General features: G+C 72.4%; 7 protein-coding genes. 6 read left to right on the forward strand and 1 reads right to left on the reverse strand.

Features of this window, described 5'->3' with window-relative positions; translation table 11 throughout:
* The first annotated feature begins 127 nt into the window (after positions 1 to 127).
* From WME98_RS53465 to WME98_RS53475, 3 genes are all read left to right on the forward strand, one after another.
* A complete protein-coding gene (locus WME98_RS53465; protein WP_437949238.1) occupies positions 128 to 3,397 on the forward strand; it encodes a GAF domain-containing protein in 3,270 nt (1,089 codons plus the stop codon).
* Positions 3,398 to 3,823: 426 nt separating this feature from the next.
* Positions 3,824 to 5,299: a carboxylesterase/lipase family protein gene (locus WME98_RS53470; protein ID WP_437949239.1), complete on the forward strand. Its 1,476-nt coding sequence runs from the start codon at positions 3,824 to 3,826 to the stop codon at positions 5,297 to 5,299.
* Between the two features lie 190 nt (positions 5,300 to 5,489).
* On the forward strand, positions 5,490 to 6,122 hold the full coding sequence (locus WME98_RS53475) for an NUDIX hydrolase (RefSeq protein ID WP_437949240.1): 633 nt from the start codon (positions 5,490 to 5,492) through the stop codon (positions 6,120 to 6,122).
* Positions 6,123 to 6,219: 97 nt separating this feature from the next.
* Here the strand turns inward: WME98_RS53475 and WME98_RS53480 are convergent, their stop codons facing one another.
* Positions 6,220 to 8,340, reverse strand: a complete 2,121-nt coding sequence (locus tag WME98_RS53480; protein ID WP_437949241.1) for a TonB-dependent receptor plug domain-containing protein — start codon at positions 8,338 to 8,340, stop codon at positions 6,220 to 6,222.
* Between the two features lie 1,085 nt (positions 8,341 to 9,425).
* On the opposite strand from WME98_RS53480, the gene WME98_RS53485 reads away from it, so the two are divergent.
* From WME98_RS53485 to WME98_RS53495, 3 genes are all read left to right on the forward strand, one after another.
* Positions 9,426 to 10,640, forward strand: coding sequence for an epoxide hydrolase family protein (locus WME98_RS53485; RefSeq protein ID WP_061628420.1), 1,215 nt, complete (start codon positions 9,426 to 9,428; stop codon positions 10,638 to 10,640).
* Complete coding sequence (locus WME98_RS53490; RefSeq protein ID WP_437949242.1) at positions 10,637 to 11,347, forward strand: hypothetical protein; 711 nt, start codon at positions 10,637 to 10,639, stop codon at positions 11,345 to 11,347. The genes WME98_RS53485 and WME98_RS53490 overlap by 4 nt, the downstream gene beginning before the upstream one ends.
* A gap of 481 nt (positions 11,348 to 11,828) precedes the next feature.
* Positions 11,829 to 12,875, forward strand: a complete 1,047-nt coding sequence (locus WME98_RS53495; RefSeq protein ID WP_437949243.1) for a hypothetical protein — start codon at positions 11,829 to 11,831, stop codon at positions 12,873 to 12,875.
* The last annotated feature ends 153 nt before the right edge of the window (positions 12,876 to 13,028 follow it).

A 13,028-nucleotide genomic window follows, 5' to 3' on the forward strand; every position in this document is an offset into this window, starting at 1 on the left:
GTATGCAGCATTCAAAGCCGAGCTTGCTCTATTTTCGGGACGCCATCTCGGCCGGTCCGGCGCCCGAGGTGCTCGGCGTCCCCGCCCTGTCCAGGCGCGGCTCGGATCGGGCGGAGCGTCCCTGCCGATGAGCCTTCCGCGCTGCGACGGCGCCGCCGCGCTCTCGCCTCCGGGGGTCCGCATCGACGAGATGCTGGCCGCCGAGGCGCTCGCCCTCCGCCCGTCCCGGCTGCCCGATCACGCGGCCGAGAACCGGGCGCTGATCGCCCTCGCCGCGGCGATGGCCGGGTCGCTGGAGGACGTCCTCCCGAAGCTCGCGTCGCTGCTCCTCGAGCTCTGCCGGGCCGACTCGGCGGGCGTCAGCGTGCTCGAGGTGGAGGACGGCCGCGAGGTGTTCCGGTGGGTCGCCATCGCCGGGGCGTTCGCGCACAACGCCGGTGGGACGATGCCCCGGCGCGGGAGCCCCTGCGGCGCCGTCGTCGACTGCGACGCGGCGCTCCTCTTCCCGCACCCTGCCCGCCACTTCGCGGCCGGCGCCGCCGTGGAGCCTGCGATCGTCGAGGCGCTGACCGTCCCGTTCCACGCCGGCGGCGCGCCGATCGGCACGGTCTGGGTCATGGCGCACTCCGAGGAGCGGAAGTTCGACGCCGAGGACGCGCGGCTCGTCTCCAGCCTGTCGCGGTTCGCCGCCACGGCCGTGCATGCCCTGGCCCAGGCGCGGGATGCGAGGCGGGCCAGCGAGGCGCTGCGGGAGAGCGAGGGCCGGCATCGGTTCCTGGCCGAGCTGGCCGCGGCCACCCAGCCGCTCGTCGATCCCGGCGAGGTCATGGCCGTGACGGCGCGCCTGCTCGCGGAGCACCTCGGCGTGGACCGGTGCGCCTACGCGGAGGTCGAGGACGAGCGCGTGTTCGTCATCACGGGCGATCACACGCGGGGCGTCCGGAGCATCGTGGGCCGGTGGCCGGTCGCCGATTTCGGCCCCGAGCTGGTGCGGCTCATGCTCGCGAACGAGCCGTACGTCATCGACGACGTCGACGCGGACCCGAGGGCCGGGGGCGACCTCGCGGCGTACCGGGCGACGGAGATCCAGGCGGTCATCTGTGTTCCGTTGCACAAGTCCGGCCGGTTCACGGCGGCGATGGCGGTCCACCAGAAGGTGCCGCGGCGCTGGACGCCCGATGAGGTCGGGCTCGTGCGTCTGGTGGTCGGCCGCTGCTGGGAGGCCATCGAGCGGGCGCGGGCGGCCCGGAGCGTGCGGGAGCGGGACGAGCGGCTCGACTATGCGGTCCGGTTGTCGGGTCTCGGGTTCTGGTACTGCGATCTGCCGTTCGACGAGCTGATCTGGGACGACCAGGTGAAGGAGCACTTCTGGCTGCCGCCGGACGCGCGAGTGACCATCGGCACGTTCTACGAGCGGCTGCACCCGGACGACCGGGAGCCGACGCGACGGGCCATCGAGGCGTCGATCCGCGAGCGGATCCCCTATGACATGGATTATCGGACGGTCGATCCTGTCACGGGGGCGTTCAAGTGGGTCCGGGCGCTGGGCGGGACGGCCTATGCGCCGGACGGCACCCCTCGGCGGTTCGACGGGGTGACGGTCGACGTCACCGCCCGCAAGCTCGACGAGGAGCGGGTGGCGCGGCTGCTCGAGCTGGAGCGGGAGCAGGGCCGGCTCCTCAAGCAGGTGGCGGACGCAGCGCTGACCATCCATGCGTCCGGGTCCCTGGGCAGCGTGCTCCAGGGGATCACCGAGGAGGCCCGGCGGATCATCGGGGCGCACCAGGCGGTGACCCGGCTGAACGCTGGGATCGACGGGTCGCAGGCGGTCAACACGGTGTCGATGTCCGGGAGGTACGACGGCCGGCGTGGCCCGGCGGTTCCGTCCGAGGGAAACGGCGTCTATGCCGTGGTCTGCCGTACCAACCGTCCCGTGCGGCTCACCCAGGTTGAGCTGGAGGCCCCCCCGGCGTGGCTCACCCAGGTTGCGCCCCCAACCCAGGTTGCGGCGGCGGCGCCCCCCACCCAGGTTGACCCCCCGCCGCTCCTGCCCCGGGGTCTCGTCAGCGGCGATGCCGGCAGGCGCCCGCCGATGCGGGGCTGGCTTGTCGCGCCGTTCATCGGCCGGAGCGGCGAGAACCTCGGCCTCATCCACCTCTGCGACAAGCGCAACGGGGAGTTCACCGAGAGCGACGAGGCGATCCTCGTCCAGCTCGCGCACATCGCGTCCGTCGCCATCGAAAACGCCCAGCTCTACGACCAGCTCCGCGACCAGGACCGGCGGAAGGACGAGTTCCTCGCCACGCTCGCCCACGAGCTGCGGAACCCGCTCGCCCCCATTCGGACTGGCCTCGAGATCCTCAAGGTCGCCGGCAGCGCGGACCAGGCCCGCAAAATCCTGGACATGATGGACCGGCAGGTCGGGCACATGGTCCGCATGGTGGACGACCTGCTCGACGTCTCCCGGATCACCCGCGGCAAGGTGGAGCTGCGGAAGGAGCGCATCGATCTCCGGGCCGTCCTGAACAGCGCCCTGGAGACGAGCCGCCCGCTGCTCGAGGCGGCGGCGCACGAGCTCGCGGTCCGGCTCCCGCCGGCCCCTCTCCTGCTCGACGCCGACCCGACCCGGCTCGCCCAGGTGTTCGCGAACCTCCTCAGCAACGCGGCCAAGTACACCCCGGCCGGCGGCAGCATCCGGCTCGCCGCCCAGCGGGACGGGGCCGCGGTGGTCGTCCGGGTCGCCGACAACGGGGTTGGGATCCCGGCCGACATGCTGTCGAACGTGTTCGACATGTTCACCCAGGTTGGCCGCTCGATCGACCGGGCCCAGGGCGGCCTCGGGATCGGGCTCACCCTCGTGAAGCGCCTGGTCGAGCTGCACGGCGGCTCGATCCACGCCGAGAGCGACGGCGCCGGCCGCGGCTCCACGTTCACGATCCGCCTCCCCCTCGCCGCCGCCGAGGAGGCCGCCCCGAGGCTACCGTTCGCCGGCCCTGCAAGCGTCGCCCCCCCGGCCGCCCTCCGCATCCTCGTCGTGGACGACAGCGTCGACGGGGCGGAGAGCCTGGCCCTGCTCCTCCGGATATCGGGCCACGAGACACGCGCGGTCCACACCGGCCCTGACGCGGTGACCGCGACCCGCGAGCTCGGCGCCGACATCGTGTTCCTGGACATCGGCTTGCCGGGCATGAACGGCTACGAGGTGGCCCGGCGCCTCCGGGCGGAGCCCGATCGAAGCGGTCTCTTCCTCGTGGCGCTCACCGGCTGGGGCACGGAGGACGACCGGCGGCAGGCCCGCGAGGCGGGGTTCGACCACCACCTGACCAAGCCGGTGGACGCGGCCGAGGTGAAGCGACTCGTCGCGCGCGTCGCCGCGGCCCGCCGGCAGGGCGGCTGAAGCCGGGCGCCCGCCCGGCGCTCGCTCGCTCGACGACAATCGCGACTTGTAGAGCTCGCGGAATCGGGCGAAGAGCTCCATCATCTCCAGCGCGGTCGCCGTGTCCGCCGCTCTCCCTCGGCGCTGTGCTCTCCGCTTTACCCACGGTCCCGCACTCTCGACTTGCTCTCGACGGAGACGACCATGCCCTTCCGACTTTCATTGTCGTACACCATTCTCCTAGGCCTGCTCGCTGCTGCCTGCAGCTCGAGTGAGCCCGCCCCGGGTGGCCTCGGCGGCGCAGGCGGCGCTGGCGGCGCTGGCGGCTCCGGTGGCGCCGGCGGCGCTGGCGGCTCCGGTGGCGCTGGCGGCTCCGGTGGCGCTGGCGGCGTTGGCGGCGCTGGCGGCGAGCCGGGTTCCCTGCTCATCCAGACGGAGGCGGGTCCGGTGGAGGGCGCGGTCGTCGGCGCGACGCGCACCTTCCTCGGCATTCCGTACGCAGCGCCGCCGGTCGGCGAGCTGCGCTGGAAGTCGCCCGCGCCGCACGAGCCGTGGACCGAGCCGCGCAAGGCGCTGGAGGTGGGCATCCCCTGCTCGCAGCTCAACCTGCTCACGCCCGGCTACAACGAGAGCTCGGGAGAGGACTGCCTCACCTTGAACGTCTGGACGCCCGAGCGCCCGGCGTCCTCGTCCTTGCCCGTCCTCGTCTGGATTCACGGCGGCGGCTTCGAGATGGGGAGCAGCGCGGAGGCCGATTACGACGGCCGCCTCCTCTCCGAGACGACCGGCTCGGTGGTGGTCACCCTCAATTACCGCCTCGGCCCGCTCGGGTTCCTCGCCCTCCCGGAGCTCAAGTCGGAGGATCCCGATCACCCCTCGACGGGCGCGTACGGCCTCGAGGACCAGCGCGCCGCGCTCGAGTGGGTCAAGGCCAACATCGGCGCCTTCGGCGGGGATCCGGGCAAGGTCACCCTGTTCGGCGAGTCCGCGGGCGGCATCAGCGTCTGCATGCACCTGGTGTCGCCGCCGAGCAAAGGCCTGTTTCAGCGCGCCATCATCGAGAGTGGGCCGTGCGACTCCGCCGCGGACGAGGCCACGGCCACGGCGCAGGGGCAGGAGCTCGTCGAGGCGCTGGGCTGCGCCGACGCGCCTTCGGTCCTCGAGTGCCTGCGCGGCAAGCCGGCCGAGGAGGTCATGAGCGCGCTCCCGCCGGGCGAAGCCTTCCTCGTGGGCGCCGGCCCGACCTGGTTCCCGGTCATCGACGGCTGGAATCTCCCCGACGTGCCGAGCAAGCTCCTCGAGGCCGGGAGCTTCGAGAAGATGCCGACGATCATCGGCAGCAACGCCGACGAGGGCTCGCTCTTCGTCACGCTCTGGGGCGAGACCGCGACGATCGCCGACGAGGCCGATTTCGTGACGTTCGCGGACGGCCTCGCCCCCGGCCACGGCGAAGAGGTGGTGGCGAATTACCCGAGCGACACGTACGGCTCGGCGCAGGCGGCGGCGACCGCGGCGCTGGGCGATTCGATGTTCGTGTGCCCGACGCGGCGCGCGGCGCGCGCGATCGCGAGCGGCGGTGCGGCGACGTATCTTTATCACTTCACCCACGCGCCCGAGAGCTCGCTGCTCGGCGACCTCGGCGCCTTCCATTCGGCCGAGATCCGGTACGTGTTCGGCAACCCGGGGCTGCTCGTGTCGGAGCCGCTGACCGAGGACGAGCTCGAGTTCTCGCAGGCGATCATGGGGTACTGGTCGCGCCACGCGGAGACCGGAGACCCGAACGGCGAAGATGCGGCCGAATGGCCGAGGTACGACGCGGAGACGGACGAGAACATCGTCCTCGATATGACCCTCTCTCAGGAGGCCGGGCTGAAGAAGGACCTCTGCGACATGTGGGACAGCTTCGCCACGGCGGCTCCCTGACGGCGGTCGCACGCCGGCGGCAGGGCGCGGGCGCCGTGGTCGCGGCCCGGCGCCGGCGCGGGCCTGCGCGCCTCGCGTCGAGGGCCGCCGCCGCGCGCGCTGCCGGGGGGTCGCCGCCGCGCGCGCTGCCGGGGCGATCGCCGCCGCGCGATCTCTAAGTACCGGTAGACATTATGCTATCCTCGCCGCCGTGCTCCCCTCCTACGACCTCGCCGCCATCATGGCCCGCCTCGAAGGGCGCGAGGCCGCGCTCGACGCGCTCACGCAGGAGCGTCAGGCCGCGGTCGCCGCGATCCTGCGAGCGCCGGAGGGATTTCTCGGGACGGCGCTCGAGCCCGCGGGGAGCCCGGAGCCCGGCGAGGCCGAGCTCCTCCTGATCCGCCGCGCCGAGCACCCGGGCGATCCCTGGTCGGGGCACATGGCGCTCCCGGGCGGGCGGCGCGAGGTGCAGGACGAGAGCCTGCTCGCCACCGCGATCCGCGAGACGCGCGAGGAGGTGGGGATCGACCTCGCGGCGCACGGCACCCTGCTCGCGCGCCTGCCCGACATCCCGGCGGTCGTCCGCGGGCGGCGCGTCGGGATGATCATCGCCCCGTTCGTGTTCGCGCTGCGCTCCACGCCGGATCTCACCCTGAGCGACGAGGTGGCCGAGGCGCTCTGGACGCCGCTCGGGCCGCTCGCGCGCGGCGAGCGCACCTCGAGCTACGCGTACACGCACGAGGGGAACGTCCTCCAGCTCCCGTGCCTGCGCGTGGACGAGCGGGTCGTCTGGGGCCTGACCTACCTCATGCTGGAGCAGCTCTTCGAGCTGCTCCACCGCTGAGCCGCCGGCCGGGCGCTCGCGGCCCGGACGAGCGCCGGCGCGGTCCGGAGCCGGCGTGGCGTCGCCGCGCCCTCGCGCCCCTCGAGGCGCCTTCTCCTCAGAACCCGCCCTCGATGGCGATCCCCGGCATCGTGACCGGCCCGATCGTCTGCGGCGTGCACCCGCTGTCGTCGCAGCTCACGTCGAACACCTCCTTGGCGAGCGTCGCGTTCTGCACGTCGAGCACGAGGCCGAGGTAGCTCCGCGCGCCCAGCGCCCAGCGCTTCGACAGGCGCATGTCGAGCCGGTAGAACGGCTGGATCCGGTCCGGGTGCTCGCGCGGGGGGCGGCCCGGGGCGGCCTCGTCGGCGGGAAAGCCGGTGTAGAACACGTGGCGGATCCCGGCGCGCCACCCCTCGCCGAGGTCGTAGAGCAGCGCGACGTGCGCGACGTGCGTCCGGTCGTAGGCCGAGGGGATCGTCGCCTTGCCGCGCGTGCGCGTGGAGCGCGAGAGCGTGTACGACGCCAGGAAGAACATGTCGCGCCGCAGCGCCCCGCGCGCGCCGAGCTCCAGGCCGTAGGTGTCGCCGCGGCTCCGCGTGAGGAAGCGCTCCGTGCTGAGGTTCGTGCCGCGCCCGGTGCCGATCGGGTCGCTCAGGCCGAAGGTCACCTGCCGGAACGCCGTGGCGCTGAAATTGACCGGACCCACGTTGGCCTCGACGCCGAAGCTCGACTGCAGGCTGCGCTGCAGGCCCCCCGGGATGCCGCCGATCTGGAGCGCCGGCAGTGGGGCGAGGCCGGGCAGCTGCGAGGCGACGCCGAAGGCCGGGATGAGCCGCACGTGCTCGCCGACGCCGAAGCGGCCGACGATCCTCGGGTCCACGGCGACGGCGGTGCGGCCGAGCGACGTGTAGTGGTCCACGCGCACGCCGGGCGTGAGGGTGGAGCGCTCGTCGAGCACGAGCAGCGCGTCGGCCCACGCGCCCAGCGCGAGATCGAGCCGGCTGCGGAAGAGCTCGGGGAAGCTCTCGTCGAGCTGCTCCGTGCCCTCGGCGGGCTCGTCGTCCGCGCCCTCGGCGGGCTCGCCGTCCGTCGGCGGGCTCGGGCGCGGGGTGACCTGGTAGCGGTCGACCGCCGCGTCGGCCCCGGCCCGCAGGAGCGCGCGCCCGCCGAGGATGGGCCGCGCCAGGCTCATCCGCGCGTTGAGCTTCCAGGCCTGCGCGATCTCCACGCCGACGCCGCGCGACTGGTCGAGCCCGAGGGTGAGCGCCGCCCGGACGCGCGCGCCCGAGGCGTCGTCGCGGTCGTAGCGCAGGTCCAGCCGGTGGAAGTCGCTGTCGAGCAGGACGTTGGTCGCCTCGGCGCCGCCGTCCTCGTCGATGCTGGCGAGGTAGTCGTACGCGCCGAAGGCGAAGACGGTGAAGCGCTCCTCCGGGCCGAGCCGGTAGGTCACCCGTCCCTGGTAGTCGGCGTAGCCCACGTCGACGCTCGGCACGAGCGCCGAGGTGAGCGCCGCGCCGGCGGCGTAGTGGCCTCCCACGAGGACGTGCGTGTCCCGGTCTACGGGACCCTCGACGACGCCGCCGAGGTCGATGAACCGGAGGCTCCCCTCCCCGCGCCAGACATCGGACGGCGGCGCGCTCTCGGCCTCGATAGCCGCCCCGGCGAGCCGCCCGATGTCCGCGGGATAGGGGCCGAGGTGCATCTCGACGCGCTGGACCATCGAGGCCGGGATGACGCTGGGGCCGGCGCCCACGTGGAAGAGGAGCGGGACCTGGATGCCGTTGAAGAAGTAGCCGATGTTCCCGGGCGGCGCGCCGCGGATGTAGTAGTACGGCATGCCGCTCGCGATGGAGGTCACGCCGGGCTGGATCTCGATGGCGCGGTAGGGGTCTCCGAGCGCGCCGGGCAGCTCGCGGATGTCGCGCCGCGAGAGCGAGACGGAGCCCGGCGGGGCGCGGCTGCCCTCGACGGTGACCTCGATCCCGGCGGGCGCGGCGGGCGCCTCGGCGGGCGCGGAGGCAGGCGTGGCGGGCGAGGAGGCCGCCTCGACCGGCACGGCGGGCCTGTCGGCCGACGCGGCGGGCGTGCCGGCCGCCTCGGCCGGCGCGGCGGGCGCCCGCGGCTCGTCCGGCGGCGCGGCGGCCGTCGCCGGGGCGGGCTGGGGGTGCGCCTCGCCCGCGTGAGCGCTGACGGCGGCGGCGATCGCGAAGGCGAGGAGTGCGCTGGAGGATCTCACGCGGATGTCGTCGATGCGCCGCCGGGGAGATGGGAGAGCCGCCTCCTGGCGCCCGGGGAGTTAGCAGCTCCGGCCGCGCGGCGGAAGCCAGCGAGGCGCGGCGCGATCCTGCCGCCGGGGCATCCCCGCTCCGGGCGGCCCGGCCGCCTTGGGCGCCCTGGTTACCCGGACGTCGCCGCGCGGTACGCCGATATAGACACGGGAAGCTTTTCGAAGAGCTGCCCGGCGCGGTCCGCCTGCTCGCGTCGACGCTGGGCGGAGCCCCTCGGCACGCCCCGTGAGCAAAGCACAAAAAAAACAGAGCGCCTATTCGACGGCGGGGGGGAAGCCGTCACAGGCGCTCTGCCCTGCATACTTAGCAGGATGCGGGCCAGGGCTCGTCCCGACATGTTCCCGGTAGTTATCCTAAGGGGTTGCCCGACATCTTTTCGATCCTGAGATCGTTGCTTGCAGATCTGGCAGCTCGCCGCCGGGACGGGGGAGTGCTCGGTTGCGGCGACCGGCCCCGGAGGCGGGTGGTGGCCGGATTTGAACATGAAGGCGGGAAGGCGGGAAGGCGGGAAGAAAAGATCAATGATCTTCCTGCCTTCCCGCCTTCATGTGAATCACTCAGGGGCGAATTGGGCCACCCCCGGAGGCGCGAGCGCTCACCCGGGTTGGGTCTGCGCTGCCGCGAACCCGGGTTGGGTCTGCGCTGCCGCGAACCCGGGTTGGGTCTGCGGGGCCTGCTCCGCAGGGGCGCTCACCGGGGCCGGGTCTGCGCCCGTCCGCACCCCGGTGAGCGCTGCGCCGGCCGGACCGGAAGCACAAAAAACAGAGCGCCCATTCGACGGCGGGGGGGGAAGCCGTCACGGGCGCTCTGGCCTCCGTAGTTAGCAGGATGCGGGCCAGGGTTGGTCCTCGACGACTTCATGGGGTTACCCCTAAGGACACCCCCGACACCTTTCGATCCTGCGAACCCTGCTTTCACTCCTGGCATGCCGGCAGCTGTGCCCGCATCGCCTCGGCAGCTCCGCCACGACCGCGCACGACCGAGCGACCGCACCCGGGTTGACGAACCGTACGTCGTACGTTACGTCGTACGCATGAGCTCTCCCTTGCCCGTGGACAGCGACATCCAACCTTTCCGCATCGACATCCCGCAGGCCGCGCTCGACGATCTGCGCGATCGCCTCGCCCGCACCCGCTGGCCCGACGAGCTGCCCTCCGCGGGCTGGTCGTACGGCGTCCCGCTCGGTTACTTGAAGGAGCTCGCCGCGTACTGGCGCACCACCTACGACTGGCGCAGGCACGAGGCGGGGCTGAACGAGCACCCGCAGTTCACGACGACGATCGGCGGCCAGCGGATCCACTTCCTCCACGTGCGCTCGCGCGAGCCCGGCGCGCTGCCGCTGATCGTGACGCACGGCTGGCCGAGCTCCGTCGTGGAGTACCTCGACGTCATCGGTCCGCTGACCGATCCCCGCGCCCACGGCGGCGATCCGGCGGACGCGTTCCACCTGATCATCCCCTCGCTCCCGGGATACGGGCTCTCCGGGCCGACCCGCGAGGCCGGGTGGGGCGCGCGCCGGATCGCCTGCGCCTGGGCCGAGCTCATGCGAAGGCTCGATTACCCGCGTTACGGCGCCCAGGGCGGCGACTGGGGCACGTGGATCTCCCGCGAGGTCGGCCTCGTCGATCCCGAGCACGTGATCGGCGTGCACACGAACGGCCTCGTCTCGTGGCCGTCCGGAGATCCCGAGGAGCTCATTGGCCTGACGGACGCCGAGCAATCCCGGCTGAAGGCGGCGGACTACTACCTGCGGGAGCTGTACGGCTACAAGAAGATCCAGTCGACCCGGCCCCAGACGCTGGCCTACGCCCTCTCGGATTCGCCGGTCGGCCAGCTCGCCTGGATCGTCGGCGTGCTCAAGGAATGGACCGATTGCAAGGACACCCCCGAGGACGCCATCAGCCGCGATCGCATCCTCACGAACGCGATGCTGTACTGGCTCACCAACACGGCGGCCTCGTCGGCCCGCTCGTTCGTGGAGACCCCGGACACGCCGGACGACGCGGATCTCTCCGAGGTGAAGCCCTCGACCCTGCCCACCGGCGTCGCGGTGTTCCCGCGCGACATCATCGCTCCGATCCGCAGGTTCGCCGCCCGCGACAACACGAACATCGTGCATTGGTCCGAGTTCGACCGCGGCGGCACCTTCGCGGCCCTGGAAGAGCCCGACCTGTTCATCGGCGACGTGCGCGCCTTCTTCCGCCGCTTCCGCGGGGGCGCGACCGGCGCGAAAGGGGTGATCTCATGAGCGAGGTGACGACGATTCCCGTGCTTCCGTGCGCGTCGATGCCCGAGACCCTGGCGTTTTACGGCGCCCTGGGCTTCGAGGTCACCCACCAGCAGACGACGCCGAACGTGTACGCGGCGACGCGCCGGGGCGACGTCCACCTGCACTTCATGGGCCTCAAGAGGCTGGATCCCAGGGAGTCCTACAGCACGTGCCTCGTGCTCGTCCCCGAGGTCGAGCGCCTCCACGAAACCTTCTCGGAGGGCCTGCGGCGGGCGTATGGCAAGGTGCCGGTCGCCGGCTTTCCCCGGATCTCGCGCATGAAGAAGGGGCAGAGTCGCTTCACGGTGGTCGATGTCGCGGGCAACTCGGTGATCTTCATCCGGCGGGACGCGCCGGACGACGACGACGAGGCGGGGTCGCGCTCGAGCTCGAGGCTGGGCCGGGCGCTGGGCGCGGCGGCGCGGCTGCGCGATTTCAAGAACGACGACGCCGCCGCCGCCAAGGTGCTCGACGTGGCGCTCGCCCGGACGGAAGACGCGGACGCCCCGCTCGAGCGAGCGCGCGCCCTCGCGGCGCGGCTCGAGCTCGCCGTCGCCCTGGGCGAGGAGGCGCGGGCGCGCGCGCTGCGCGCCGAGCTCGACGAGGCGCCGCTCTCCGAGGAGGAGCGCGCGCAGATAAGGCCCCAGCTCGATGCCATAGACGCGCTCGAGCGATCGCAGCGATAGGAGCGCGGCGCCGCGGCTCGTCGCTGGTCGTGCGGGGGTGCTGCCGAGCCGCCCGGCCTCCTCCCTCCCTGGGGTCCCACGTTCCTTCCCGCCTTTGCCCCTCACGTCCAGCACGTTCCGACGCGGCCGTAGACGCTCCCCTGCGACACGCCTTCCGCCATCCGGGGCAAGATTCTCGCACGAGACGCACGACGCACGAACATTGATAATTTCGTGAGCCAAACCGGAATGGCATCGATACATTGAGGGATCACAGCAGATTGGGCTTTCCTGTGCTCACCGACCCAAGTATGGATTCGGCGTGCGCGATCCCCGTTCTCTCGATCGACGCGTGCGCCACGCGCCCCGGCCGCGCGGGCCCGCCGGCGTGAACCGGCGTGAGCGCCAGGAGCGGTTGAAGAGGCAGCGCCGAGCGGTCAGCGCGGCGCATTGATCCCTGTCCGACGGCCAGACCGAAACACGCCAGAAAAGGGCTACGACGATGACGACAAGGAAGTACCCGATCTCGCTTGCGCTCGCGCTCGCTGCTGCCGGGAGCTTCGCAGGCTGCTGGAACAGCGGCCCTGTCCAGATGTTTTCGTGCGACCACCCGTGCTACGGCCTGGACGCTTACGAATGCGACAAGCCGTGCGCCGTGTGCAAGGGCGCGTGCGTGGAGCTGCCCTACCTCGGGTTCGACGATCCCATCCTGCTCTGGAGGGGCGACCCGGCCGACGGGGGGTCTGCGCCGGAGTGCCCCGCGGAGACGCCAGAGCTCGTGTTCGACGGCTACGGCGGCTTCGCCGACGCGCACAGCTGCCCGACATGCCGCTGCATGCAGCCCGCCTGCGAGCTGCCGCCGGCCCTCCGGGGGCGCGCCTCCGCCACGTGCGACGGGACGACGCCGATGTCGTTCGACGCCCCCGACGGGTGGAACGGCGCGTGCGCCACGATCGCCTCGGGCGAGCTCGGCTCGCTGGTCATCCCGGCGCCGACGGTGAGCCCCTGCGCGCCGACGATCGATCCGGGTGGGCCGCCGCCCGAGCTGCCTGCCCCGTTCAGCGTGCGGGCGCGCGGCTGCTCGGGCTCGGCCGACGAGCGCGCATGCGCCGATCCCTCGAAGATGTGCGTCGCTTCCCCCGCCCAGCGGCCGGAGGGCTTCGCGATATGCATCCGCTACCTCCGCCAGGGCGAGCCGAAATGCCCGGAGCATTACCCCGAGCTGCAAGCGCTCTACACGGGCTTCGACGACACGCGCAGCTGCTCGCCGTGCGAATGCGACCCGCCCGAGGGCAGCGCGTGCTCCGCGTTCGTATCGATCTACGGGGACGGCAGCTGCGGCCGGCTGCTCGGCGCCGAGACCGTGACGCTGACCGGGCCGAAGTGCGTCGCAGGGCCGGACTTGCAGCTCGGGAGCATGACCGCGAAGTGGGTCACGAACGAGCCCGGCACCTGCGCCCCGACCGGCGGAGTCGCCGCGGGGGAAGTGACACCCAAGGGAGCCACGTATTTTTGCTGCCAGTCCGAGGAGGTCGTCGCCATCCCCTGATGACCTCGCTCGCCGCTCACGCCTGCTCGACCCGGACGCGCGCCTCTGTCCTTCGCAGAGCGCAGGTACCCTTTTCACCGGGGACGCCACTTCGTGTACCCGGGCGCGCGCTTCGCGGCTATAGAAGCGAATCACGCGGAAGGGAGAGCGGAT

Origin of the sequence: Sorangium sp. So ce296, assembly GCF_051529605.1 — a bacterium.
Classification (GTDB): Bacteria; Myxococcota_A; Polyangia; order Polyangiales; family Polyangiaceae; genus Sorangium; species Sorangium cellulosum_D.

What these genes read in the sequence shown, in the direction of transcription:
- WME98_RS53465 (WP_437949238.1), top strand. Translation starts at nt 128, where the DNA reads ATGAGCCTTCCGCGCTGCGACGGCGCCGCCGCGCTCTCGCCTCCGGGG.
- WME98_RS53485 (WP_061628420.1), top strand. Translation starts at nt 9,426, where the DNA reads ATGAGCTCTCCCTTGCCCGTGGACAGCGACATCCAACCTTTCCGCATC.
- WME98_RS53490 (WP_437949242.1), top strand. Translation starts at nt 10,637, where the DNA reads ATGAGCGAGGTGACGACGATTCCCGTGCTTCCGTGCGCGTCGATGCCC.
- WME98_RS53495 (WP_437949243.1), top strand. Translation starts at nt 11,829, where the DNA reads ATGACGACAAGGAAGTACCCGATCTCGCTTGCGCTCGCGCTCGCTGCT.